Here is a 25,030-nt window from a genome sequence, read left to right on the forward strand (position 1 = left end):
AATTTAGCTCCACCTATTCTTTATTAGAATGTGCTATTCTTGCACATGCAGCTGCTACAATGCCACCTACTAAATCATCTAAAAAAGTATTGACTTTATCAGTAGTTTTACCAAGTTTGTCTAATTTGCCTATAATTCCAAATTTCATTTTATCTATATACCCATAGTTAGTAAAACCTATCGAACCATACACATTTGTTATACTTAGTGCTAATATTTCATCTATGCCATATAGTGGTTCATCTTTTTTTATCATAGACAGTAAAGGTTCTTTTAATAAATTTTTTTCAGCTAAAATATCGAGTTGTATTCCGGTTAATATTGCATTTTGTACTTCGCGTTTAGATAATACTTTTTCAATGTTAAAAATTGCGGTTTCTATAGAAATATCTGCATAGTCTTTTTGTAGTTCATAGACAAGATTAGCCATGTCTTCGATAGTAACTCCTCTTTCTTCAAGCATTTTTTTAACTATTTCTTTCAAAACAAAACCTCCTAAATAGATTCATAATATATATTTTATGCAGAAACCTTTGATTGTATTAATTAATATCAAATTATGATGTACGTTAATTTGTGATAATTAAAACATAATTTTGAATACTACCCTTTCCATATTGACTTGGGTAACATAGAGTTTTTATTTTTTGTAGCAAGAATATCTAAATTTTAATATCTATCTTAAAATTATGAAAAAGTTCTTGCAAATTGCTTTTTTTTATATATATTATAAATATATACTATTTATTTAATTTTAAGGGGATGTCAGAAAAGGGGGATACTATGAAGATAACTTTGGGAGAATGCCTTAAGATAGCAAAAGCTATAGAGGAAAAGATAGAATCATTATTAGCTGAAAGAGAACAGGTTGCCATAGTGCGCTATTTTAAAGATGAAGAGCCAGAATATCCAGAACGTACCGTAGAAGAAATAAGTGCAGAGATAGCTGCTCTAGCTGCTAAGTCTAGGTATTTACGTCAAGTAGTAGCACGTGCTAATCTGGATACCAAAATAGATTTTGAGGTAAATGGAGAAAAAATTAGTCTTGCAGAAGGTTTGTTACTTTTAATGCAACTATTGCGAGAAAGAACTTGTTGGAAGAGTTTGGCTGATAAACAACAAAAGACAAGAAATACAGATTATTATGCTAATGTTGAGTATGTAGAAGTTACTTATGATTTAGCAGAGGCAAAGAAAACATACAAAAACTATGAAAAACAAATTCGCAAATTACGTCTTGCCATAGATAGAGCAAATATAAATACTGAAATTGAAGTTCCAGATGACAAAATAGAATATTAAGCTAATATCTGCTAGGATTGCCAGGTACTAGGACTTCCTGGGGTTGCCGTACGGAAGGATAAATATAGTACGGCAAAAATAAAATTATGCTTTTGGTTTTTAGTGCTAGAAACAGCTCGTATGAGTTATGTGTTATGTGTTAGGTGTTATATGCGTATGACTGGAGATTATGTGTTAAGTTTCTGATTGGTTTATGAAAACAAAGCTAATTAATCTAGTACCTGTTGCACCTAGCAGATTTATATATCTATTAGTTATAAAAATAGGAAAGAATCAGGAGATTGTTGTGAGCTGTTCTCTCCTGATATTTTTTTATGCGATTTTGATTTCTTTTGATATATGTTATTATTTTGAACGATTTTATATGTTTTATTTAAAAAAGGTGGTGAGGTTAATGAGTAAATTATTTTTCTTTAACGGAAAAATCTTAACTATGGAAGATAACTATAAAGAAGTTGAATGTGTAGTAATAGAAGATAATAAAATAATTTTTTGTGGCAATTATGAAGAAGGTAAAGAGCTCATTAATGAAGATACTAAATGTATAGACCTTAAAGGAAGAACTCTTTTACCTGGATTTAACGATAGTCATATGCATTTAATTAGCTATGGCTTATCAAAGTATAAAGCAGACTTATCTAATGCTGATTCTATACCAGATATGCAGAAGACTCTAAAAGAGTTTGTTAATAATGAAAAAGTTAAAGTCTTTAAAGAATGGGTATTAGGACATGGATGGAATCAAGAAAATTTTATTGAAGGTAGATTGCCTAATAAAGATGATATAGATAAAGTAATTAATGACAGACCTGTATTTTTATCAAGAGCTTGTTACCATATATGTGTGGTTAATTCAATGGCTTTAAAACTTGCTGGAATAACTAAAGAGACTATAGACCCTGAAGGGGGGAGAATAGATAGAGATCCTATAACAGGTGAACCTACAGGGATACTTAGAGAAAATGCTGTATATTTAGTTTATAATCTTATACCTTTTACAGAAGATATAGGAGAGATAAAAGAAATAATTCAATCAGCTATAAATGATGCTAATAAGGTAGGAATTACTTCAATACAAACCGATGATTTTTCGCATTTAAAATCATATAAAAAGATTTTAGATGCTTATCAAGAATTAAAAAATGAGGAAAAACTTAATGCAAGGATAAATCTTCAAATGCTACTAGATACAAAAGATAAACTAATAGATTTTTTAAAGTTGAACAAAAAAACTGGTGATGGAGATGAAATGGTTAGGTTTGGACCATTAAAACTCTTGGCAGACGGGTCTTTAGGTTCAAAAACAGCAGCGTTAGAAGAACCTTATAGTGACGATACTAAAGCTAAAGGTGTATTAATATATACTACTGAAGAAATAGAGGAAATACTTACTTTAGCACATGTAAATGGTCTTCAGCTAGCAGTACATACAATAGGAGATAGAGCTATGAAGCAAGTTCTTGGAGTATATTCTAGACTAAATAAAATGTATTATAGAAAAGATGCTAGGTTCAGATTAATTCACTGTCAAATAGCATCTAAAGATATAATAGGCCAGTTTAAGAAACTAAATGTTATTGCAGATATACAACCTATCTTTATAAAGACAGATATGCAGATTGCAGAGAAGAGGGTAGGAAAAGAGAGATTAAGATATAGTTATGCATGGAAGACTATGTATGATGAAGGGATATTTCTATCTGGAGGTTCTGATGCACCTGTTGAATCATTTAATCCTCTTTATGGTATTTATTGTGCAGTAACTAGAAAAGATTTAAATGGTAATCCAGAAAATGGATGGTGTCCAGAAGAAAAATTAGATTTATATACGGCACTAAAGCTATTCACAATAAATCCAGCTTACTGTACATTTGAGGAAAATATAAAAGGCTCTATAAAAGTAGGAAAGTTAGCTGATTTAGTTGTTTTGTCTGAAGACATAACTAAAATACCATTGGATAAAATTAAAGATGTTAAAGTTGATATGACAGTATTAAACGGTAAAGTAATATTTAGCAGAAGTTAAAGCGGTGCAAAATTAGCACCGCTTTAATTAATCAACTTTAATTAATCAAGCTTATATTCCATATGATATTTTTCAGCTAAAGTTACAATTCTATTTTTATATTCAGTCATATATTCTTTTGATTTTTTTAGAAACTCGCTTGATTTTAAAAGCAATTCGTTATCTTTTTCTTCAATACCTTTTTGTAATAGCTCTAGTGCTTTTAGCTGATATTTTGCTCCTTCGATATAGAGATTATGTATCTCTTTTAATTCTTTAGTTTTAGGAGATATTTTCATTAATTTATTCAAGAAATCTTCATATGTTGGAATTATTTCGTCTTTTAAAGCTGAATAGAACGTACCATAAGTATAATTATTATTAGAAATTAGACTATTATATTTTTCAAGAGCATTATTTTCTATTTCAACTACTGGAGGAAGTTCTGCATTTATATAGTTAAATAAATCTCTTTTATTCTGATTTACACATCCAGTCAGCATAAGAACAATAATTAAAATTATGATACCAAAGCGTTTCATAATAACCTCCTTACTTTAAATTTAGTAATTTTAAATTATTGCTATTTATGTATTTAATTTTACCATTTTTATCAATAATTTTATAGTACTTATTAGATAAATTTAGGTAGTAATCAGCAAACTGATCTGAACTTTCAATAATTCCAACAATTTCGTTACTTTTGGTAATACCTTCACCTTGAATAAAATACTTATATTTATCACTCCAAAAATAATCTAATTCTAAGTTTTTTTCATTTATTAAAATAAATTTTTCTGGTATAGAATCTATATTTGCTTCCTCACTTTCGAAAATTTGAATAATTTTAGATGCTTTGATATGTAAATCTAAATTTTCATCTGTTATTTGTTCGATGATTCCATATTCAATAAGTTTAAACCATTTAGGATTTTTAAGTTTTGGTTTTGTCCATTTTTCATAGAAATATCCTTCGTAGTTTGTAGAAAATCTAAATACTTCTTCATAGGAACTGTTTCTTTTAGTAAAAATTCTTGTATACTTATCGTAGAAAAATGCACCGATGTTTTCTTCTAATTCTTCCTCAACTATAATGAATATCAGATTTTTAGGTTTATATCTTAAAGTGTTAATTTTATTAATATAGGCAAGATTTTCTATTTTATCTACATAAACATAGATGTCATTATGTTTTTTGTATATTCCAATTACACCTAAGTCCTTTGAAATATTAATAGCAATAATTAAGTCTTCTTCTTCATTATCTATTACATCAGCAGGATAAATTTTTACCTCAATATAGTCGATATAGTCTAGCCAATTGTCATATCCTAAATCTTTTAAGACGATTTTTTTTATTTTATTTTGAGCATCTTTTTTTAGTTTTTCATCTTTTGAAAAAAAGTTATCGACTAATTTTTCTGAAATATTACTACTTATCAAAAGAATTTCATTAAAAGTTGTTTTTACAACAGAAGCATTATAGTATTGCTGACCAATAAAAATTGTGATTATAAATAATATTAAAGTTAGAAATGCGATAGTTCCTTTTTTCATCTTTTCACCACCTTTAATACCTTCTATAAATGGATAAAAAAGTTATTGACAAATTATCAAAATGATATTATAATAAATATACTGCTTTAAGCAAATCTAAATGTTCCTTTTCAAAGAATCTAATCTATGGATCCTACTAAATCCATATAACCCTTTATGATAAATATTATTTAATATGTTTTCCAGATATTCTAATAAATAGCTATAGAAGAGGGTTATTTTATATATAGTTAAATAACCTATCTTGCTTATGCTCTGAAAAATAATTAAGAATATTTAAAATTTTCAGATAAAACAAGAGAAGGAGGTAGACTATGAATCAATTAAAAGAAAAGAGAGAAATTTCATTAAAGAGAGCGGCTGAGTTAAAATCAAGGATTGATGATTATTTAGAAGTTAGAGAGTCCATACCTAGAGGTCTTTATATGCAGGATAAATTTGAAGAATTAAAAAAGAAAATATTAGATGTGCTTGGTGGAACACAGGAAGATTGGAATGATTACAAATGGCAATTATCTAATAGGATAACGGATGTTGAAACTTTAAGTAAAATAATAAACTTGTCTGAAAAGGAAAAGAGAGAAATTGAGGAAGTTGGTAAAAAATATAGATGGGCTATATCACCTTATTATGCAAGTTTGATGGACCCTGATGATAGATTTGACCCAATAAGACTTATGGCTATACCAGCTTTTGCAGAACTGGCAAATGATAGTGGTGAAAGCGATCCTATGGGAGAAGAATATACAAATCCTGCAGGTAGTATAACGAGAAGATATCCTGATCGTTTGATTATTAATGTTACTAATGAGTGTGCTATGTATTGTAGACATTGTCAAAGAAGGAGAAATATCGGACAAAAAGATGAACATAAATCTACAGCTGTTATAGAAGAATCAATTAAGTATATTAGAGAAAACAAAGAAATTAGAGATGTACTTATTACAGGTGGAGACCCTCTTACATTACCTGATCATAGATTAGAATGGATACTAAAAGAGTTAAGAGCAATTCCACATGTTGAAATAATAAGAATTGGCTCAAGAACTCCAGTAACTATGCCACAAAGAATTACTGATGAGTTAGTAAATATGTTAAAGAAATATCATCCAATTTATCTAAATACTCATTTTAATCATCCAAAAGAAGTAACTGAAGAAGCTAAAAAAGCTTGTGAAAAATTAGCAAATGCAGGTATACCATTAGGTAACCAGGCAGTTCTGTTGAACGGTATTAATAACGATAAATTTGTTATGAGAGCTTTAAATCATGAATTATTGAAAATTAGAGTTAAGCCATATTATATATTCCATGCTAAACATGTAATTGGTACGTTACATTTTAATACTTCTGTAGATGATGGATTGGAAATTATGGAATATTTAAGAGGATATACTTCAGGTATGGCTGTACCGACTTATATTATAAATGCACCTAAAGGACAAGGTAAAACACCTATATTACCGCAGTATTTAATTTCTAGAGGTAAAGATTACTGTATGATAAGAACATGGGAAGGTAAAGTAGTAAAATATGAAAATCATCCAACAAAAGATATTAGAGAAATATTAAGTTAATATGGTTTTTAAGACTAAAAAAAGGAGCATTTTGCTCCTTTTTCTAATACTTTTCCATTTCTGATCCGTCATCATATTCATCTATAAAATCATCGTCAAAAAATTTACTGTATTCTTCTTCTATGACATCATCCAATTCTCCGTTTTGTAGGCTTTCAAGCTTTTCAATTACAAAATTGTATGAATCAACTAATCCTTCGCTGTCAAAAATTTCACTTATTTCTTCTAACGTTTCTATGGCAATATGTATTATATCAGAAAGGTCATTGACTTCGATACCTGACTCTTCATATTCTTTTTCTGAGATAAGATTTGATATTAGTTCTAATGCTTGTTCAACATCACTATTATTGCTGTAATAAATTTCATCATATAGTTTGTTTAGTTCGTTAACTTGTATTTTATTCTTATCCATCTAGAAACCTCCCTGTTTTTTATTTATAATATATATGTGTTTACTGCATTATATGAATGATAAGTTATATTATTCCATGAAAAATTTAGCTTAATTCGGGGATTTTGTTAACTAGCAATTAAATTTTAAATCATTAATAAACTAATTTCAATACCTAAATTGATTTTAATTTTTGGAGGGATTCAAAATGAAAAAATTTGAATATAAAATTGAAAACTTTAAAGCACATGGAGCTGTAAAATTAGTATTAACTCCTGAGCATGAGAAAAAAATGAATGAGTTAGGGCAGCAAGGCTGGGAATTAGTATCAATGAATAGTATTCTCAATGGCAGAAATATTATAGCTGTATTTAAAAGAGAAAAAATTGATTAGGGTGATGGATATAGATGTTTAAAGGTGAAATTTTAGAAAAAGGATTAGGACAGTTGTATATTTATATAGGAATAGTGATACTTACTTTTACCTTAAAAAGATATGGAAGAAAAAAATATAGATAGTAAATTTAATTACTTTAGAAGTTATAGCTAAAGCTGTGATTAGATACAATAATTTTTTTAAAACCTCCTTCATATTATAATGTAAAAGCATGAAAGGGGGAGGTATTATGGATTTTCAAATTTATGATATTTCTGTTGTTCCTTTAATAATGTTTTTGACTAAGCTAGCTCAGGAGTTAGGGTTACCTAAAAAATTTTGTCCTCTGGTATCTTTAGTGTTAGGTATAATTATTGGTATAGCTTACTTTGCACCTAATAATATTTTAAAAGGGATAATTATAGGAATTTTTTTAGCGGCATCATCAGTGGGTTTTTATAGTGGACCTAGGAATGTATATCAAGGATGTAAGTTAAAATGTATTGAAAAAAATAAGATTAAAAGAAAAGATGATAATGCAACATAAAAAAAGTGTAGCGATACAATAACAACACAATTTTATAAATCTTCCCTTGACTATCGATACAATTTTGATATAATTGATACTGGTAAACAATACATTACATCAATAGGGGGGACTTTTTTTGCAGAACAATAGTGTAAGAAAATTAACTTATGGTGGATTAATGATAGCTCTTGTATTTGTAGCTACAGCTATTATACCCCAAATTCCAGTTCCTTTTACTGAAGGTTACATACATGCTGGAGATAGCATGATTTTTGTAGCTGCAATTTTATTAGGTTGGAAATATGGTGCTATAGCAGGAGGTTTAGGTTCTTCTTTAGCTGATGTATATTTAGGATATACACGTTGGGCAATCCCAACTTTGATTATTAAAGGAATAATGGGAGCAATAGTGGGTTTTGTAGTTAAAGATATGGAAGATGGTAGTTTAGCAAAAGTTAAAAAGTTATTAACAGTTATTATAGGTGTTGGATGGGTATTTTTTGGTGCAGCTTTGAAGGATTATTTAGCTGTTAAGTTAGGAAATCTTCAAAACTCAGAACTTGCAAATTATTTAGTTGAAAAGTTTGATCTAAAAGGTATTAATGAGTTACAGGCGTTGGTTGATAAAGTGCAAACTTCATTGTTAGTCGCTATTATTTCAATTCCGTTATTTATCGTTATATTGAGTTTAATACTAAAAAGGCAAGGGAAAGAAATGGTTAGTGTAAGCAATCTTATGGGGATGACTTTAGCTGGAATATGGATGGTTATAGGATATTATGTAGCTGGAGGAATTTTAAAGGGAAATATGATAGTTCCTATTTTTAGTGTACCAGCTAATATTCTACAATTTGTTGGAGGGCTTATAATTGCTTATCCTGTTGTTTTAGGCTTAAAAAGAACAAATCTTATTAAAGGGATTTAGTAGTCTTAGACTTTACAGTCTGAGACTTTTTCTTTATACTTATAATCATAAAATAAATAAGAAAGAATAAAATATATGTAGCTTTATACGGGAGGGATTAGATGAAATTAACTGTATTAGGTAATAATGGACCCTATCCTAGACCAGGAGGAGCTTGTTCAGGATATTTGTTTGAAGCGGATAACAGAAAAATTTTGATTGATTGTGGGAATGGAGTATTATCTAGACTACTTAAAATATGTAGCATTAAGGATATTGATATTATTATACTTACTCATTTGCATAGTGACCATATAAGTGATATTATGGTTATGAAATACGCAATAGGTGTCAATAAAATGAAAGGCAAGTGTAATATAACTATACCTTTATATACACCTACTGATGATTATGAAATGGTAAAAAGGCTCAATTATAATAATTCGTTTAACATAATTCCGATAGAAGAAGATACCATTATTAATTTAGACGATATTGAGATTACTTTTAAAAGAATGAAACATCCAATTAAGACTTTTGCTGTCAAACTAAGAAAAGGTAGAAAAACTTTTGTATATTCATCAGATACTTCATATAATGAATCTTTAATAGATTTTTCAAAAAATGCTGATTTACTGCTTTGTGAAGCGGGAGTACTTGAAGAAGATAGAGAAGACAATGCTCCTCATTTATCTGCTAAACAAGCTGGTGAGATTGGTAAAAAAGCAGGAGTAAAAAGATTGATATTGACCCATTTTTGGCCAGAATACAATTTAGAAAGAGTAAAGATAGAAGCTAGTCAAACATTTGATTCAATTTTAGAACTTAGTCAAGAAATGAAAACTTATTATATTTAAATATTAAACTAATAAAAAGAGGATTAGAGTATCTCTCTAATCCTCAAAATTTTATACCCCAAAATCTTTCTTCTTCTAGAAGAACTTTTTGAGTTAATCCGTTATTTTGTAAATTCGATGTCATGTTTTTATGATGAGGAGTTTCTATAAATTTGATACCTAAAAGTATTGCTAAACAAAATACTAAGAGTATCAAATCGACTAGTGTTCTATTCTGTTTTAACATAAATATTCCTCCTACTAGATATAAAATACTATCAAGTATACTGTAGATATTAAAACAGATATAATCATAATTGGAAACCCTACTTTAATAAAATCTATGAATGTAAGTCTATATTTTGTTTTTTCTAGCATTCCAGCAACAATTACATTAGCTGATGCACCAACTAAACTACCGTTGCCCCCTAAGCAAGCTCCTAAAGCTAATGCCCACCAAAGAGGAATAGTGTTAATATTTGACATAGCTCCAATACTTTTTATTAATGGAATCATTGTTGCAACAAAAGGAATATTATCAATAAACGCAGAAGCAATAGCAGACACCCAAATAATCATTAATGTAGTTAAAAAAAGATTACCTTTTGTTACGAAAACTACTTTTTCTGCTAAAGCTTCTATTATTCCAACTTCCTCAAGAGCACCAACTAGAACGAATAGCCCTGCGAAGAAAAAGATAGTAGTCCATTCTAATTCAATTAAAATTTCCTCCGGATTTATTTTACTTAAAACTAGTAATGTAGAAGCTCCTATAAGTGCTACTGTAGCAGATTCAAATTCAAAAACTTGATGTAATGCAAATCCTATAATAGTAAATCCTAAAACTATTAGACTCTTTTTAAGTAGAGAATAGTCTTTTATAGCTTTGTATTCGTCAAAATTCATTATTCGTTTTTTATGTTCTTCATCGACATTAAGCTCTTTGCCATATATTAATTTTAATATAAAAATTACAACTATAAAGATAATTACTACTACTGGACCTAAATTAAAAAGAAAATCAAGAAATCCTAAGCCAGTTGCACTTCCAATCATAATATTAGGAGGGTCTCCGATTAATGTGGCTGTTCCACCAATATTTGCTGAAAGTATTTCAGGTAGTAAAAATGGTATAGGGTTAAGGTTTAATGTATCTGTAATAACTAAAGTAACTGGAGCTAATAACAGAACTGTAGTTACATTATCTAAAAGTGCTGATGAAATAGCAGTTATTATTGAAAAGGATAAGATAATTTTCCACGGATCACCTTTAGCTAATTTTGCTGATTTAATAGCGATATATTGAAATACTCCCGTTCGTTTAGTTATAGTTACAATAATCATCATGCCGATTAATAATCCTATCGTATTAAAATCGATAGATTCAAAGGCATATTCCTGACTAATTACTTTAAGACCTAGCATTATTGCCGCACCTAATAGTGCAACTGCAGTTCTGTTAATTTTTTCTGAAATAATGAAAGCATAAGTTAATATAAATACAATCGCAGCGATATAAACGTGAGAATTTGTTAGCATATCAACAACTCCTTTTAAATATATGGGCACGATTATTATTTTACTCCTATATCAAAATAATTTAAAATCTTATCTGTAACTCTAATATGTTAAATTAACTAATATTCCATTATTATTTTAGAATATCTCTAAAATTCATACTTATACTAATTATTTTAAAAATACAAAAATGGCCAAAGACCGTTAGAATGTTGACAAATTTAGACGGTCAAAGGCCATTTTTGAAATTAAAGAGTATCTGGATCTTTTTTGAAATAAACTCTTTCACAGTTTTCTTTTGCTGTCTTTATAATGTCTTGTATTTCTTTAATCTTAGATTTTATTGAATCGGCATATTCACGAGGTACATTATAATAAAGGTAAAGGTCTTCAAAATTTCTAATGGTTTTGTTCATTTCTCTATTTATATCAACAAACAAATCAAAAACTCTAGAGTTTTTTGCATTTTTAAACTGCTCGATATCAATTTTTATCGTTTCAATTACATCTTCTTCACATTTGAAAGTACCTGCAGGTTCAGGATAAGGTTCTATCCTTTCTAAAAAGTATTTATTATTTTTATTAACGTTATATACATATGAAATCTTTGTTCCATCTAAGTCAAATGTAACATAGCACATGTAAGAGTTTATTATATCAATCTTAGCTCCCATTTGCGTAAGTATCATATCATGTCTGTTAATTTCAGCTTTCATATATTTTCTCATAAATATACCTCCTTAATCAACTTAAAATAATTATATCACAATTTTGAAATTAGAAACATTTAACAAAAAATTTTTTTAAATGATATAATTATTTTAAAGTAAATTTCAATGGGGTTTTAAGTATGAAAAGACCATTTTCTTATTTTTTATTTCCATATATCCTTGGAATTTATTTTGGATATAAATTTCATATTGCAACAAAGTTATTACTTATAGGGTTACTGCTTTCTGTAGTTTTGATTATATTATCAATTTCAAAAGAAAAGTTATTTATATATTCTTTGGTTTTATCAGTTTTTTTTATTGGATATTATAATACTAATAGCATAATGAGGGGAGATAGATTAGATTTTTTATATGATAATAAAGTAGAATATACAGGTATAATAAAAAAAGAAATTATTAAAAATTCGTCTTACTCAAAATATGTGTTAATTACTGATTATATTAAAATTAATGGGACTACTTATCATATAAAAGAAAAAGTGCTGCTGAATATTAATGGAAAAAAGACTTTTGAAGAAGGGGATAAAATAAAGGGAGTTGGACTTGTAAAAAGGCCTAAGGTAAATACAAATCCGAGATTATTTAATTATAGACTTTATTTGAAGACACAAAATATAAATTTAATAATATATTCAAAAGATTATTCAATTTATTTATTATCTAAAAACAATTTGAATTTTCTTGAGTATAATGCTCAACTAATTCGAAAAAAATTTTTGAATGTACTGGATATGACATTATCAGAAGAAAATAGTTCAATAATTAAATCAATTATATTGGGAAAAAGTTCGTATTTAAATAAAGATACACTTAATAGTTTTAGAGAGGTGGGTGTATCTCACGTATTAGCAGTATCAGGACTTCATGTAGGAATAATTTCAGCTTTTTTTCTTTTTATTTTTGCTATATTACAATTAGATAAAAGATTGTCTACAATTATTACAATCATATTAATCTGGAGTTATGGTTACATAGTAGAATTTCCTCCGTCAGTATTAAGAGCTTCAATTATCTTTACAGTACTAATGGCTTCTAATTTGACTTTGAGAAGATATGATGCAGTAAACAGTATTTTATTTAGTGCTTTTATTTTACTTATTTTTAAACCTCTATGGATTTTTAATATAGGTTTTCAGCTATCGTTTGTATCGGCTTTAGCATTGGTGTTATTTACAAAGAGAATAGAATCGTTATTAAATATAAATAACAAAATTATAAATATGATATCTCCTATTTTAGCTGTGCAAATTGGTATATTACCGCTACTGTCATATCATTTTAATAATATATCTTTAATGGCGATAATAACTAACTTAATTTTAGTTCCGATATTATCTATTTCAGTTATAGGTGGGTTTATTTTAATTTTCATTTCTTCTCTTAATATAAATATTGCATTATTTTTAGGAATATTATTGAATACAATTTTAGATTTTACTAGATTTTTAATAAATATTTTCAGTAAATTTCCATACAAAAAATTAATATTACCTCAACCGTTATTTGAAAGCATTATTTACTATTATCTTGCTGTTTTTATATTTTTAGGTTTTATTAAGTTTGATTTACTATCTGTAAAGATTAAGAAAGCTTTTTTGATATGTACTTTATTTACTATACTACTGATGGCATCCTATATTACTTTACAAAGTAATGTAGAAATAGAATTTCTAGATGTTGGACAAGGTGATTGTAGTTTGATTAACGTTAATAATGAGAAATTTTTTTTAATAGATACTGGAGGTTCACTTGCAGGGGAATTTGACATTGGTGAAAATATACTCTATCCATATTTAGTTAAAAAGGGTATTTTTGCTTTAGATGGAGTTTTTATATCTCATTTTCACGAAGACCATTGTGAAGCTTTATCAAAATTAATTGAAAGGCTTAAAATAAGAAATATATTTATATCATATAAGAATGTGAAGAATGACCTTTATTTAGATATTATTAAAAAAGCAGCAGAAAAAGATATACCTATTAAAATATTAACTAGAGGTGATAAAATAAAGATAACTAAAAATGTATCGTTTGAAGTCTTATATCCTAATAAAGATATAAATAAAAGTAAATATGAAAATGAGAATAACTTGTCTATGGTATTGCTTTTAGATGCATATGGGAAAAAAGTTTTGTTTACTGGAGATATAGAGTCTGAAGTTGAGAAAATTGTGTCAAGTCAAAATAATATAGACATAGACATTCTTAAAGTACCTCACCATGGTAGTAATACATCTTCAACTGAAGAATTTTTAAAATCAGTTAAACCCGAATATGGTATTATAAGTGTAGGTATCAATTATTTTGGACATCCTAGCGAAGAAGTGCTAAAAAGGTATAAAAAGCACAATATACGAATTTATAGAACTGATAAAGATGGATTAGTTACGATACAAATTACACCAAGCAAATATAAGATATATGGGTTTATTAACAATTAAAACTTTAAGACTAAGGAGTGTTATTATGAGTTATAAACAAATTTTAAGTGATATTCAAAATAATGATTTAAAAAGAGTTTATCTTATATATGGTAAGGAAAACTATTTGATAGACTGGATAATAAATGAGATAAAAGAAAAGTATATAGATAAAAATTTTGAGACTCTTAATTATGTGCATTTAGATGGAAAAGAAGTAAGTGTAGATTCAATTATAAATGCCTGTGAAACGTTACCTTTTATGTCAGATAAAAAAATTGTGATTATAGAGAATTTAGTATTTTTAACAGGTGGAAAATTAAACAGTAAAGAAGATGAACAGCGTTTAAATGAATATATTTCTAAAATAAGTAGTTTTACTTGTTTAATTTTTATTGTTAGAGAAGAAAAAATCGATAATAGAAAAAAAATAGTAAAGAGCATAAAAAATGTTGGTATGGTTGTTGAATTATCAAAAATAAAAGGAGACGATTTGATTAAATGGGTATCTAAGATGTTTAGTAAATATAATAAAAATATAACTAAAAATAACATTTCATATTTTATTGAAAACACTGGATATTTAGAATTTAGTAGTGATAAGACACTCTATGATTTAGAAAATGAAATTATAAAAATATGTAATTATTTGGGAGATAGAAAGGAAGTTAAAATTGAAGATATAGATAAAGTTTTGGTTCGAAGTCTTGAAAATAATATTTTTAAATTAGTCGATTCAGTTGGACGAAAGAAGACAGATAAGGCATTAACAATTTTGAATGAGATGATATTAAATAATGAACCGATACAGTTAATTTTACATATGGTTATTAAACAAATTAGACTTTTATTTATGACAAAACTTTTAGAAGGAAAAGGATATAGTCAAGGTGTTATTGCACAAAAATTGGGAGTACAGAATTTTGTAGTAAAAAAGTTGATTGAACAAAGCAGAAATTTTGGAATTGAAGAATTGCAAAGTGCATTTGAAAGATGTTTGAAAGTAGATGAAAGCATTAAAAAAGGTGAAATAGAGAGTAGACTAGCACTTGAAATGCTAATTGTTGAGTTTTCAAGAAGCATTTAAAAGTTTTCAAAAAAAATAATTCGGGCTTTTGCCCGAAGTATAAGTATTGCATATTTAATTAAACAGCTTCATTTAATTTCTTAGCTAAACGGCTAACCTTTCTTGAAGCTGCATTTTTATGGATAGTTCCTTTTGCAGCAGCTCTATAAAGTTTTTTCTCAACTAATCTAAATAAGTTTTTAGCTTCTTCAATATTTCCGCTTTCTAATGCTTTATTAAATTTTCTGATGTAAGTCTTGATTTCTGACTTTCTTCTCTTATTTATAGCAGTTCTTTTTTCTATAACTCTAATTCTCTTCTTAGCTGATTTAATATTCGCCATAGGTTCACCCCCTTCAATTGCAATTGACAAATGATATTTTACCATGAACATATATAAATTGCAAGAAAAATATGTTATTTCTTTTATTCCCATGTATCAGAAAAATTATGCGGTCAATAAGATAAATTTGAAAACAAAAATAAGAATAAATAATTTAATAAAGAGTTAACATAAAGATACTACTAACTATATAAAGGTGGTGTTAGGATGTTACAAATAAGAACTGATCTAGCTATTGAAGCAAGAGAGTTATATAAAGAAAGAAATAATGTTGAAGTATCTGGAGTTGAAGTTGAGAGAGAGGAAAAAGAAAATTACACAATAACAAGAGTAAAAATAGTTAATGAAAATGGTATGGCCCAAATGGGAAAGCCAATAGGTAATTATATTACTATTGAAGCACCAGCATTAAAAAAAGCTGATCAGGATTTAAAAGATGAGATTAGTAAAGTATTAGCTAAAGAACTTAAGGCTTTACACAAACTTGATAAAAGTAATAAAACTTTAGTTGTAGGTTTGGGTAATTGGAATGTAACTCCTGATGCTTTAGGTCCGAAAGTAGTGGATAAAATTTTAGTTACAAGACATTACTTTGAAGCTTACAAAAAGACTGAAGATGAAACAATGGCAAATGTTTCCGCTATTTCTCCAGGTGTAATGGGACTTACTGGGATTGAAACAGGAGAAATAATAAAAGGTGTTGTTGAAAAGATTAAACCAGATTTGGTTATAGCTGTAGATGCATTAGCATCTAGAAAAATGGAGAGAGTAAGCAGTACTATTCAGATTTCTGATACAGGGATTAGTCCTGGTTCTGGTGTAGGAAATAAAAGGAAAGGTTTGAACAAAGAATATCTAGGTGTTCCAGTTATAGCGATAGGTGTACCTACTGTTGTTGATGCTGCAACAATGGTAAATGATACTATTGATATGATAATAAGTGAAATGAAAAAACAAGCTAAGGTTGGTGGTAATTTTTATTCTATGTTAGAAGAAATGGAAAGTGAAGATAAATATCAGCTAATTAGAGAAGTATTAAATCCTTATATGGGAAATGTTATGGTTACTCCAAAAGAAGTTGATGATTTGATTAACGACCTTTCAAAAGTAATTGCAAATGGGTTGAATATTTCATTGCATCCGGGAATTGATTTGAAAGATGTAAATAAGTATTTAAATTAGCGACTTAAAGCTTAGGCTTAGGTCGCTTTTTTCTATCATAATAACAAAATTTATGGAATATAATTTCATATAGTAGTCTAACATTAGAGAAATATAGGGGAGTGTTACCTATGAGGTATAAGATTTATAAAGATAAGGGGAATTGGTATATTATAATAGCTATTTTATGTTTAGTGTTGTTTTTTATAGGATTTAAAATAATTTCTAAGCTTTCAAATGATTTTGCTAAAGATGATAATAAAAAAGTTGTAGAGGCATTTAACTATATTTACTACTATAATGGAGAAAAGGAAAATAGTTTAGAAAAAACAAATGCTACTGATTTATATAGTGTAGAGAATGAAGAACATTATTTAAAAATTGATGGCACAGACGTAGATAATTTTTTTTTGAAAATAATTATTAATTCCAATTCATATATGAAAGCCATGTATTATGAAAAATATAAAAGTAGTTCTGATAAAGCTTTTATTAATGAATTGTTAAATAGTCTAAAATCATATTTTCAAATGACATCTTTTTTGAAAGCCCAGATAGAATCGATTTTTAATAAAGAAGATATTACTCCTGTAAATAGTATAAATTACTCTAGTAAAAAAGAAATGGGAGATAATGAAAATCAAAATATTGTTAAGCAGACAGTTGGTTCGAATGAAGATGGAGAAGTGAAGATAAAGGAAGATATAATATTTATTGAGGATCCTTATGAAACAAATGAAGGAAATATTTTAACGGATAAAAATATAAAAACAAAAAATATAAAAAAACTAAAAGTAAACAAAGAAAAACCGTATATACTTATATATCATACACATGGAACTGAAGCATATCTGCCTATAAGGTCAAATAGATATCATACAACAAAAAGGGATTATAATGTTATAAAGATAGGTGATATTATAACAGAGGTACTTAATAAAAAAGGTCACAAGGTTAAGCATATTGATATCTATCATGATATACCTTCATATAATAAATCATATTCTAGGTCTTTATCAACAGTTAAGGATATAATAAATAGAGATAAAAATGTAAAAATAATTTTTGATATACATAGAGATGGGATTCCAGAGGATGCGAGTTATATTAAAAAGGCTTTAGCTGAGAGTAAGGTTAAAATTAATGGTGTTGATGTTGCTACTTATTCATTTGTTATTGGACCTGAAAATCCAAATAAAGATGAGATATTAAATTTTGCTAAATATATAAAAGAAGTTTCTGATAAAATGTATCCTGGATTATGTAAAGGAATTATAATAAAACCTTATGGTAAGTTTAATCAATATGTAAAAGATCATTATGCGCTAATAGAAGTTGGTAGTAATTTAAATACAATTGAAGAAGCCGAAAGGACTGCAAAATTTATTGGAAATGTTTTGGATATTGCATTGAAAAATATTATCGAATAATATTATCGCGAATAAATTTTTAAGTTCTTTTTTTTTTAGAATAAAAGTGCTATAATAATGTATATGCTGATTTGGAGGTGTTTACATGAGCGAAGAAGCCAAAAAGGAAATACTGGAGTGGATAAAAAGTATATTTTATGCAGTTGTTATAGCCATAATAATTAAAACTTTTATTTTCAATACTACATATGTTATAGGCGATTCTATGTATCCGACTTTGCACGAAGGCGATAGATTGTTTACGAATAAGTTGGTATATATTATAGGAGAGCCTAAAAGAGGGGATATAGTTATACTTAAAGCACCAGATAAACCAAATGTAGATTATATAAAACGTGTAGTAGCTGTTGAAAATGACGAGATAAAAATATCAGATGGTAAGGTATATGTTAATGGTAAAATGTTAGATGAATATTATTTGGAAGGTAGTCCATATACTCATGGTGATATAGATTTAAAGGTTCCTAAAGGTTATGTGTTTGTGTTAGGTGATAATAGAAAGTTTGGTGCAAGTAAAGATAGTAGGTATTTTGGGCCAGTTCCTGTAAAATCTATTAAAGGTAAAGCGGTATTTAGGTATTATCCTTTTGATGATAGATTTGGCTCATTATATAAATAGGTATAAATATTTCTGACTTTGTCCATAATAATTCTGGTGATTATTATGGGAACAAGACTTGAAAGATTAAAACAAGAAAAACTTAGACGTAAAATAAGGCGAAGAAGAAGATTGGCAGTTTTATTAGCTATTTTGATTTTGTTTATTGGGATTAGGATTGTTAATCAATCTTTTATTGAACTTTTGCAAGTTAAAAATGAGAAATTGTTTGAGTATAGTTATTTTAATGGTATATATAAAATACAATTAATGGGGAATGTCTATAATATAAAAAAATCTGATATTGATACATACTATAAGAAGTATAAAGCTATAGTATTGAGTTATGTTGATCAAATAAAAGATTTAATAGCCAAATTTAAAAATGGCCGGGCTTAAGCCCGGCGTTTTAGTATATCAGTATTTTATTAATTTATACTTTTAACATATTATGTATTTGTGTTATAATTGTTTAGAATTACTTCCATGTTGTAAGGAGGATAGATATGCCGAAAGATAGACAGAAAAGAATAAGGAATTTTTCTATAATAGCTCATATAGATCATGGTAAATCAACATTAGCTGATAGATTGATAGAGAAGACGGGCCTTCTTACTGAAAGAGAGATGAAGGACCAAATATTAGATAATATGGATTTAGAACGTGAAAGAGGAATTACAATAAAATTGCAAACTATAAGATTAATCTATAAGGCTAAAGATGGCGAAGAGTACATTTTGAATCTTATAGATACACCAGGTCATGTTGATTTTAACTACGAGGTATCGAGAAGTTTAGCTGCTTGTGAAGGTGCTTTACTAGTAGTCGATGCAGCACAAGGTGTTGAGGCTCAAACTTTAGCCAATGTTTATCTGGCATTAGAGCAAGATTTGGAAATAATACCTGTTATTAATAAAATAGATTTACCAAGTGCAAGACCAGAAGAAGTAAAAAGAGAAATAGAAGATGTGATAGGATTAGACTGTGAAGATGTACCTATGATATCAGCTAAGGAAGGACTAAATATAGAGGACGTATTAGAAAGCATCGTAAAGAAAATACCAGCACCTACAGGAGATATTAATGCACCATTGAAGGCTTTGATATTTGATTCATATTATGACAACTATAAAGGCGTTATAACTTATATAAGAGTAGTTGAAGGAAGTATAAAGCCAGGTATGAAAATAAAAATGATGGCAACAGGTAAAACTTTTGAAGTTACTGAGGTTGGTATATTTGCACCTAATCAAGTACCAGTTAAAGAATTAAATGCTGGAGATGTTGGTTATGTTGCTGCAAGTATAAAAAATGTTAGAGATGCAAGAGTTGGAGATACTATAACGGATGCACAAAATCCAACTGAAAAGCCTTTGCCAGGTTACAAGAAAGTTACACCTATGGTATACTGTGGTGTATATCCGGCTGAGGGTGAAGACTATAATAACGTTAAAGATGCATTAGAAAAGCTACAAGTAAATGATGCTGCGTTAGTGTTTGAGCCTGAGACTTCTGCAGCATTAGGTTTTGGATTTAGATGTGGATTTTTAGGATTATTGCATATGGAAATTATTCAGGAAAGACTAGAAAGAGAATTTAATTTAAATATTGTTACTACAGCTCCTAGTGTTATTTATAAGGTAAAGAAAAAAGATGGTGAAATATTAACCATTCAAAATCCAACAAACTTGCCACCAGTAGCCGAAATAGAGTATATGGAAGAGCCGATAGTTGAAGCTTCAATTATGACACCTACTGACTATGTTGGTGCTGTAATGGAGTTATGTCAGTCAAGAAGAGGAATATTTAAGAATATGGAATATTTAGATCAATCAAGAGTAGTAATGCATTATGATTTACCATTAAATGAAGTAATTTACGACTTTTTTGATGCACTTAAATCAAAAACAAAAGGATATGCTTCTTTTGACTATGAGCTTAAGGGATATCAGAAATCGGATTTAGTTAAATTAGATATTTTAATCAACAAAGAGCTTGTAGACGCATTTTCTATAATAGTTCATAGAGATAAGGCTTATGAAAGAGCTAGAAGTATAGTTGAAAAATTAAAAGATGTTATACCGAGACATTTATTCGCTATTCCAATTCAGGCAGCAATTGGTTCAAAAGTAATCGCTAGAGAAACTATTAAAGCATTAAGAAAAGATGTTCTCGCAAAATGCTATGGTGGAGACGTATCGAGAAAGAAAAAACTATTGCAAAAACAAAAAGAAGGTAAAAAACGAATGAGGCAATTAGGTAATGTTGAAGTACCTCAGGAAGCATTTTTAGCGGTATTGAAATTTGATGATAAATAAAATGACTGGGCACACTTAGGTGTGCCTCAGAGTGTAGACAAAGTAAAAATAATGTAATTTGTAGGGATCCTAATTTCAAAAAGGATTCCTTTTCTTTTTGTTGAATAAGTAATATACAACTGATTTTGATATTGGACACATGATTATAGATATGAAACCAGAAGGATATTTTTTAATTTTAAAATAGGACAGTAGACGACAAAAATAATATAGTTACTGATTTGTATATAATTCTTGGGAATGTAAACGATGCAGTTGTATATTTACAGAGATTAGATTGTTAAGTGGAGAAATTTGGTTTTAACGTTGGAAAAGTTGAATTTTATGTCGGTATTATATTGTTTCTATTTGTAAAGGATTAAAAATTAGAAATATTAAAGTCTTAATAATCTATAGATTAGAACCATATAAGAAAAGGAATATATAAAAAATAAATAGATTCAAATATATTGATGATGGGATGTTTATGTATGGTCTAATTTTCATTTTTTTTACATCTATTTATTTTGTCGAATAAAACAAAATAAAAATAGGAAAATAGTACTATTTTGGATGCAATCGACATAATTTTACATATTTTTTATTATTGACATATTATAATATTAAATGGTTGCAACCAATAATAAAAAAATGATAAAAGGAGGTTTTTTATTATGAAGCGAAGAATAACTAGTTTTTTATTAATGAGCTTTATTTTAACAGTAATGTGTATACCAGCTTTTGCAAATAGTGAAAGTTGGAGTTTTGTTATGGACTATAGGGTGGTAAATGGTAAAGATAATGGTCAAATTCATGCTATGGATTCTGGGAACATGGTAATAAACGGGGATATATGGACTTATTCTAAAGACCCAGGAAGTTTAGATTCACCCAATAAAGTTTATGTTTATGTCTACCAAGATGTATTTGGTCCAGATAGAAAAGTTGGATATACTACTGTCACACCATATAGCGAATTAAACAGCCCAAAAAGTTTTTCGAAAGGTTTTGGCTTTCAGAATTCTGGAGATTATTACTTAGTAATAGCTAAGTCTAATGATGATGGATATAATTTAAAAGGAGAAGGAACTTTAACTACTAACTAAATTTTATATATAAGCAGTCTCAATAAATTGAGACTGCTTATATACTTAAATTTATATAGGGAGTGTTTGGTTATGATAGATTTTGATATATCTATAATTATAATCGGACTAATACTATTAAGTATATTATGTATTTATCTTAAGTTTGTAATGAAAAAAGAAAATGTTTTTCTATTATTCTTTAGTATATTTTATTTCTATTTATTAATTTCAATAAAATACACTTTATTTCCTATACCCATAACTATGGCAAAAATATTTAAAAATGAAACAACTTTCTTATCTGGAGTTAATTTAATTCCTTTTAATTTTAAATCAATTAACTATTTATTAAGTAAACAAGTTATTTACAATATACTGTTATCTATCCCTTTTGGTTTTGGTATTTCATATATTACTAAACTTAATAGAAAAAAATTAGTTATATTAGCTATAAGTTTTGGAACTATAATAGAATCTTTACAATTAACCATCTCGCTATTTTTAGAGTATACTTATCGTTTTATCGATATCAATGATATTATTTTTAATTTTATTGGAGTAATAATAGGTTTCTACCTATTTAAAAATTTTTCTATTTTGGTTGTTAAGGCTTTGAATAGGGTTGATTTAAAAATTGATTTAAAATCCGATACAATTTTAAGTTATATATATAAAATAAGTAAAGAAAACATCTAAGAATTAGAATTTTATAGATATCTTCTTTTTATAAAATAACTTTTCCTTATAAATGTTGTAATTTGATAGATTAAATGACCAAATGATAAAACGAACATAAACGAAATATAAGCAACAATTATAATAATATAAGCATGACATACATCTAAGTCTTTATTTTTGATTTTAAAGTGATTTTGTTCTTTTATAATACTAAATTTCTACCATTTTAAAAGTGCAATCTCTTTTATGGTTTTCTAATTATTTGTTTTTTTAGGAGTTACTGTTTTTTTATTTTAGTAGCTGGTATAACTGATTATATATTGAGTGGAGATAAAAAAGAAAGGGGAAAGAATAGAAAATAATTTAATTTATATTGTATTGTACAATTATTTTTCTTGCAGTTAGTAATAATATAATATATATATTATATTACTACTGGCGAAATTGTAATAGTTTAACGTATTTTAGTATGTTATAATAATATATTATACTGCAATAAAATAAAATCAAAAAAGAATATCGGTTCCATATATATTATATATGGGTGTAGGCTGTAGACAAACTTATTTTTGAATAATTTACTTTTTCAAAACAAGCTAAGGCATACATTAGTGTGCCTTAGCTTGTTAATGAATTTATCTTTTTTTAGATATTTATGAAAAGAACAAAATCTTTAATTTAAATAAATCAAGGAAGATTTTGTTGAAATCCATTACAAAAATTATATTTAAATAAATAATTAAAGTTTTTAATTTTCTATGGATTATGAAAGCGAATGCTTGAAAGAATTTAGTAAAAAAACTAGGTGAAAATTTTTGAGAAAATCCGTAGGCTTAGTATGGACGCTAAGCCAGCTTCAAGAGTCAGGACGACTCATTGGAAGCGTTAGGATTTTCTAAAAATTTGAGCCTTAAGTTTTTCTAAATTCGTCCGCATGAGCGTCATTTTCATATATATTTTGCTTTGTCAACAAATTAGGCACACTTAGGTGTGCCTCAAAATTTAATTAAAGGAGAATTAATTATGAATGAATTAGGATTATACATTCATATACCTTTTTGTGTAAGCAAATGTTTTTACTGTGATTTTAATTCATACACAGATAAATCATATATTATAGAAGATTATATAAAATATTTAAAGAAAGAAATAGATTTGTATTCGGTCGAATTAAAAGATTATAAAGTTAAAACAATATTCATTGGAGGTGGAACACCTTCTAGTATAGATAGTAAATTTCTATGTGATATTGTAAATCATATTTATAAAAAGTTTAATCTTTCTATGTTAATTGAATTTACAATAGAAGCAAATCCGAAAACATTAGATAAATATAAACTAAAAGATTACAAAAACTTGGGAATAAATAGAATAAGTTTAGGTCTGCAGTCTTTCAATGATAAATTGCTAAAGAGTATAGGACGAATTCATACTGCTAGAGATTTTTTAGAAAGCTATGATTTAATAAGGAAGTTTGATTTTAATAATGTTAATGTAGATGTAATGTTTAATCTACCGGGTCAGACAATAAGAGATGTTATTGATACATTAAAGAAAGTTATTGCACTAAAAACAGAACATATTTCGTTCTATAGTTTGAAAATAGAAGAGGGAACATTATTTTATAAACTATATAACGAATCTAGATTAAATTTACCTGATGAAGATACAGAAAGGGAGATGTATTATAAGGGAATAGAGTTATTAGAAGATAATAACTTTATACATTATGAAATATCTAATTTTGCTAAGCCTGGTTATGAATGTAAGCATAACTTAGTATATTGGAATGTAAAACCTTATCTTGGATTAGGGTTATCTGCTCATTCTAATATAAATAGTAAAAGATGGAGCAATTTTGGGGATTTTAAGCAGTATTTTAAGTATTTAAGTGAAGATAAATTGCCTATTGAAGAAAGCGAAAAAATAGATATAGAGATGGAAATGGCAGAATTTATGATATTAGGATTAAGATTAATTAAAGGAGTAAAAAAATTAGACTTTAAAAAAAGATTCGGATTAAATGTAGATGATATATATGGTAGGCAATTAAGAAGTTTAGAAGATAAAGGTTTAATAGAAAATAAAGAAGAATATATTAAGTTAACAAAAAGGGGAATCGATTTATCTAACTTAGTCTTTATAGAATTACTTCCTTAACTACTAATTAATAACTATTGACTAATTAACACAAAAGTATTGACAAATTTTAAAAAC

At 27.5% G+C, this 25,030-nt stretch carries 25 protein-coding genes; 17 read left to right on the forward strand and 8 right to left on the reverse strand.

Features of this window, described 5'->3' with window-relative positions:
- Positions 1–13 precede the first annotated feature (13 nt).
- Positions 14–463, reverse strand: coding sequence for a phosphatidylglycerophosphatase A family protein (locus AB4Y15_RS07640; protein WP_427339607.1), 450 nt, complete (start codon positions 461–463; stop codon positions 14–16).
- 320 nt (positions 464–783) lie between these two features.
- On the opposite strand from AB4Y15_RS07640, the gene AB4Y15_RS07645 reads away from it, so the two are divergent.
- Together AB4Y15_RS07645 and AB4Y15_RS07650 are read left to right on the forward strand one after the other, a co-directional pair.
- Entirely contained in the window at positions 784–1,302 is a 519-nt protein-coding gene (locus tag AB4Y15_RS07645; RefSeq protein WP_427339495.1) for a DIP1984 family protein, read from the forward strand.
- Positions 1,303–1,696: 394 nt separating this feature from the next.
- Positions 1,697–3,328, forward strand: a complete 1,632-nt coding sequence (locus AB4Y15_RS07650) for an amidohydrolase (RefSeq protein WP_427339496.1) — start codon at positions 1,697–1,699, stop codon at positions 3,326–3,328.
- Between the two features lie 41 nt (positions 3,329–3,369).
- Here the strand turns inward: AB4Y15_RS07650 and AB4Y15_RS07655 are convergent, their stop codons facing one another.
- Together AB4Y15_RS07655 and AB4Y15_RS07660 are read right to left on the reverse strand one after the other, a co-directional pair.
- The gene (locus tag AB4Y15_RS07655; protein WP_427339498.1) at positions 3,370–3,849 is read right to left on the reverse strand and encodes a hypothetical protein; all 480 of its coding nucleotides are present in this window, start codon (positions 3,847–3,849) and stop codon (positions 3,370–3,372) included.
- A 10-nt stretch (positions 3,850–3,859) separates the two neighbouring features.
- Complete coding sequence (locus tag AB4Y15_RS07660; protein ID WP_427339499.1) at positions 3,860–4,864, reverse strand: hypothetical protein; 1,005 nt, start codon at positions 4,862–4,864, stop codon at positions 3,860–3,862.
- Positions 4,865–5,178: 314 nt separating this feature from the next.
- Between AB4Y15_RS07660 and eam the strand changes: the two genes are divergently transcribed.
- Entirely contained in the window at positions 5,179–6,441 is a 1,263-nt protein-coding gene (gene eam, locus AB4Y15_RS07665) for a glutamate 2,3-aminomutase (RefSeq protein ID WP_427339500.1), read from the forward strand.
- Between the two features lie 43 nt (positions 6,442–6,484).
- Here the strand turns inward: eam and AB4Y15_RS07670 are convergent, their stop codons facing one another.
- A complete protein-coding gene (locus AB4Y15_RS07670) occupies positions 6,485–6,856 on the reverse strand; it encodes a hypothetical protein (RefSeq protein WP_427339501.1) in 372 nt (123 codons plus the stop codon).
- Positions 6,857–7,043: 187 nt separating this feature from the next.
- Between AB4Y15_RS07670 and AB4Y15_RS07675 the strand changes: the two genes are divergently transcribed.
- The 4 genes from AB4Y15_RS07675 to AB4Y15_RS07690 all read left to right on the forward strand — a co-directional run bounded on the left by AB4Y15_RS07675 (position 7,044) and on the right by AB4Y15_RS07690 (position 9,501).
- Positions 7,044–7,229, forward strand: a complete 186-nt coding sequence (locus AB4Y15_RS07675) for a DUF4177 domain-containing protein (protein WP_427339502.1) — start codon at positions 7,044–7,046, stop codon at positions 7,227–7,229.
- Between the two features lie 232 nt (positions 7,230–7,461).
- A complete protein-coding gene (locus AB4Y15_RS07680; RefSeq protein ID WP_427339503.1) occupies positions 7,462–7,758 on the forward strand; it encodes a hypothetical protein in 297 nt (98 codons plus the stop codon).
- Positions 7,759–7,876: 118 nt separating this feature from the next.
- On the forward strand, positions 7,877–8,665 hold the full coding sequence (locus tag AB4Y15_RS07685; protein ID WP_427339505.1) for an ECF transporter S component: 789 nt from the start codon (positions 7,877–7,879) through the stop codon (positions 8,663–8,665).
- A gap of 101 nt (positions 8,666–8,766) precedes the next feature.
- Positions 8,767–9,501: an MBL fold metallo-hydrolase gene (locus tag AB4Y15_RS07690; RefSeq protein ID WP_427339507.1), complete on the forward strand. Its 735-nt coding sequence runs from the start codon at positions 8,767–8,769 to the stop codon at positions 9,499–9,501.
- A gap of 43 nt (positions 9,502–9,544) precedes the next feature.
- Here AB4Y15_RS07690 and AB4Y15_RS07695 read toward each other — a convergent pair whose 3' ends face one another.
- The 3 genes from AB4Y15_RS07695 to AB4Y15_RS07705 form a co-directional block, all read right to left on the reverse strand.
- Positions 9,545–9,727, reverse strand: coding sequence for a hypothetical protein (locus tag AB4Y15_RS07695; RefSeq protein WP_427339509.1), 183 nt, complete (start codon positions 9,725–9,727; stop codon positions 9,545–9,547).
- 14 nt (positions 9,728–9,741) lie between these two features.
- Entirely contained in the window at positions 9,742–11,019 is a 1,278-nt protein-coding gene (locus AB4Y15_RS07700) for an ArsB/NhaD family transporter (protein WP_427339511.1), read from the reverse strand.
- 227 nt (positions 11,020–11,246) lie between these two features.
- Complete coding sequence (locus AB4Y15_RS07705) at positions 11,247–11,726, reverse strand: hypothetical protein (RefSeq protein ID WP_427339512.1); 480 nt, start codon at positions 11,724–11,726, stop codon at positions 11,247–11,249.
- A 122-nt stretch (positions 11,727–11,848) separates the two neighbouring features.
- On the opposite strand from AB4Y15_RS07705, the gene AB4Y15_RS07710 reads away from it, so the two are divergent.
- Together AB4Y15_RS07710 and holA are read left to right on the forward strand one after the other, a co-directional pair.
- Positions 11,849–14,173, forward strand: a complete 2,325-nt coding sequence (locus tag AB4Y15_RS07710) for a DNA internalization-related competence protein ComEC/Rec2 (protein ID WP_427339514.1) — start codon at positions 11,849–11,851, stop codon at positions 14,171–14,173.
- 25 nt (positions 14,174–14,198) lie between these two features.
- Complete coding sequence (holA, locus tag AB4Y15_RS07715) at positions 14,199–15,239, forward strand: DNA polymerase III subunit delta (protein WP_427339515.1); 1,041 nt, start codon at positions 14,199–14,201, stop codon at positions 15,237–15,239.
- Between the two features lie 58 nt (positions 15,240–15,297).
- Here holA and rpsT read toward each other — a convergent pair whose 3' ends face one another.
- Positions 15,298–15,561: a 30S ribosomal protein S20 gene (gene rpsT, locus AB4Y15_RS07720; RefSeq protein ID WP_427339516.1), complete on the reverse strand. Its 264-nt coding sequence runs from the start codon at positions 15,559–15,561 to the stop codon at positions 15,298–15,300.
- Positions 15,562–15,768: 207 nt separating this feature from the next.
- On the opposite strand from rpsT, the gene gpr reads away from it, so the two are divergent.
- From gpr to hemW, 8 genes are all read left to right on the forward strand, one after another.
- Positions 15,769–16,743, forward strand: coding sequence for a GPR endopeptidase (gene gpr, locus AB4Y15_RS07725; RefSeq protein WP_427339517.1), 975 nt, complete (start codon positions 15,769–15,771; stop codon positions 16,741–16,743).
- A gap of 110 nt (positions 16,744–16,853) precedes the next feature.
- The gene (gene spoIIP, locus AB4Y15_RS07730) at positions 16,854–18,152 is read left to right on the forward strand and encodes a stage II sporulation protein P (RefSeq protein WP_427339518.1); all 1,299 of its coding nucleotides are present in this window, start codon (positions 16,854–16,856) and stop codon (positions 18,150–18,152) included.
- A gap of 85 nt (positions 18,153–18,237) precedes the next feature.
- On the forward strand, positions 18,238–18,771 hold the full coding sequence (gene lepB, locus AB4Y15_RS07735; protein ID WP_427339519.1) for a signal peptidase I: 534 nt from the start codon (positions 18,238–18,240) through the stop codon (positions 18,769–18,771).
- Positions 18,772–18,816: 45 nt separating this feature from the next.
- On the forward strand, positions 18,817–19,149 hold the full coding sequence (locus AB4Y15_RS07740; RefSeq protein ID WP_427339520.1) for a hypothetical protein: 333 nt from the start codon (positions 18,817–18,819) through the stop codon (positions 19,147–19,149).
- A 107-nt stretch (positions 19,150–19,256) separates the two neighbouring features.
- Positions 19,257–21,068 (forward strand): translation elongation factor 4, encoded by a 1,812-nt coding sequence (gene lepA / locus AB4Y15_RS07745; RefSeq protein WP_427339521.1) that lies wholly within the window; start codon positions 19,257–19,259, stop codon positions 21,066–21,068.
- A gap of 653 nt (positions 21,069–21,721) precedes the next feature.
- Positions 21,722–22,153, forward strand: coding sequence for a hypothetical protein (locus AB4Y15_RS07750; RefSeq protein ID WP_427339522.1), 432 nt, complete (start codon positions 21,722–21,724; stop codon positions 22,151–22,153).
- 72 nt (positions 22,154–22,225) lie between these two features.
- Entirely contained in the window at positions 22,226–22,831 is a 606-nt protein-coding gene (locus AB4Y15_RS07755) for a VanZ family protein (protein WP_427339523.1), read from the forward strand.
- Between the two features lie 1,005 nt (positions 22,832–23,836).
- Positions 23,837–24,973 carry a radical SAM family heme chaperone HemW gene (hemW, locus tag AB4Y15_RS07760; protein WP_427339524.1) on the forward strand — a complete coding sequence of 379 codons (1,137 nt, stop codon included), beginning with the start codon at positions 23,837–23,839 and terminating at the stop codon, positions 24,971–24,973.
- The last annotated feature ends 57 nt before the right edge of the window (positions 24,974–25,030 follow it).

The organism is Caloranaerobacter longqiensis, from assembly GCF_050286925.1.
GTDB lineage: Bacteria > Bacillota > Clostridia > Tissierellales > Thermohalobacteraceae > Caloranaerobacter.

Excerpts from the sequence above, each read along its gene's own strand:
- AB4Y15_RS07680 (WP_427339503.1), top strand. The coding sequence starts at position 7,462 with ATGGATTTTCAAATTTATGATATTTCTGTTGTTCCTTTAATAATGTTT.
- AB4Y15_RS07710 (WP_427339514.1), top strand. The coding sequence starts at position 11,849 with ATGAAAAGACCATTTTCTTATTTTTTATTTCCATATATCCTTGGAATT.
- AB4Y15_RS07700 (WP_427339511.1), bottom strand. The coding sequence starts at position 11,019 with ATGCTAACAAATTCTCACGTTTATATCGCTGCGATTGTATTTATATTA.
- gpr (WP_427339517.1), top strand. The coding sequence starts at position 15,769 with ATGTTACAAATAAGAACTGATCTAGCTATTGAAGCAAGAGAGTTATAT.
- AB4Y15_RS07675 (WP_427339502.1), top strand. The coding sequence starts at position 7,044 with ATGAAAAAATTTGAATATAAAATTGAAAACTTTAAAGCACATGGAGCT.
- AB4Y15_RS07695 (WP_427339509.1), bottom strand. The coding sequence starts at position 9,727 with ATGTTAAAACAGAATAGAACACTAGTCGATTTGATACTCTTAGTATTT.
- rpsT (WP_427339516.1), bottom strand. The coding sequence starts at position 15,561 with ATGGCGAATATTAAATCAGCTAAGAAGAGAATTAGAGTTATAGAAAAA.
- eam (WP_427339500.1), top strand. The coding sequence starts at position 5,179 with ATGAATCAATTAAAAGAAAAGAGAGAAATTTCATTAAAGAGAGCGGCT.
- hemW (WP_427339524.1), top strand. The coding sequence starts at position 23,837 with ATGAATGAATTAGGATTATACATTCATATACCTTTTTGTGTAAGCAAA.
- AB4Y15_RS07755 (WP_427339523.1), top strand. The coding sequence starts at position 22,226 with ATGATAGATTTTGATATATCTATAATTATAATCGGACTAATACTATTA.
- AB4Y15_RS07660 (WP_427339499.1), bottom strand. The coding sequence starts at position 4,864 with ATGAAAAAAGGAACTATCGCATTTCTAACTTTAATATTATTTATAATC.
- spoIIP (WP_427339518.1), top strand. The coding sequence starts at position 16,854 with ATGAGGTATAAGATTTATAAAGATAAGGGGAATTGGTATATTATAATA.
- AB4Y15_RS07750 (WP_427339522.1), top strand. The coding sequence starts at position 21,722 with ATGAAGCGAAGAATAACTAGTTTTTTATTAATGAGCTTTATTTTAACA.
- AB4Y15_RS07645 (WP_427339495.1), top strand. The coding sequence starts at position 784 with ATGAAGATAACTTTGGGAGAATGCCTTAAGATAGCAAAAGCTATAGAG.
- holA (WP_427339515.1), top strand. The coding sequence starts at position 14,199 with ATGAGTTATAAACAAATTTTAAGTGATATTCAAAATAATGATTTAAAA.
- AB4Y15_RS07690 (WP_427339507.1), top strand. The coding sequence starts at position 8,767 with ATGAAATTAACTGTATTAGGTAATAATGGACCCTATCCTAGACCAGGA.
- AB4Y15_RS07640 (WP_427339607.1), bottom strand. The coding sequence starts at position 463 with ATGCTTGAAGAAAGAGGAGTTACTATCGAAGACATGGCTAATCTTGTC.
- lepB (WP_427339519.1), top strand. The coding sequence starts at position 18,238 with ATGAGCGAAGAAGCCAAAAAGGAAATACTGGAGTGGATAAAAAGTATA.
- AB4Y15_RS07650 (WP_427339496.1), top strand. The coding sequence starts at position 1,697 with ATGAGTAAATTATTTTTCTTTAACGGAAAAATCTTAACTATGGAAGAT.
- AB4Y15_RS07655 (WP_427339498.1), bottom strand. The coding sequence starts at position 3,849 with ATGAAACGCTTTGGTATCATAATTTTAATTATTGTTCTTATGCTGACT.
- AB4Y15_RS07740 (WP_427339520.1), top strand. The coding sequence starts at position 18,817 with ATGGGAACAAGACTTGAAAGATTAAAACAAGAAAAACTTAGACGTAAA.
- AB4Y15_RS07670 (WP_427339501.1), bottom strand. The coding sequence starts at position 6,856 with ATGGATAAGAATAAAATACAAGTTAACGAACTAAACAAACTATATGAT.
- lepA (WP_427339521.1), top strand. The coding sequence starts at position 19,257 with ATGCCGAAAGATAGACAGAAAAGAATAAGGAATTTTTCTATAATAGCT.
- AB4Y15_RS07705 (WP_427339512.1), bottom strand. The coding sequence starts at position 11,726 with ATGAGAAAATATATGAAAGCTGAAATTAACAGACATGATATGATACTT.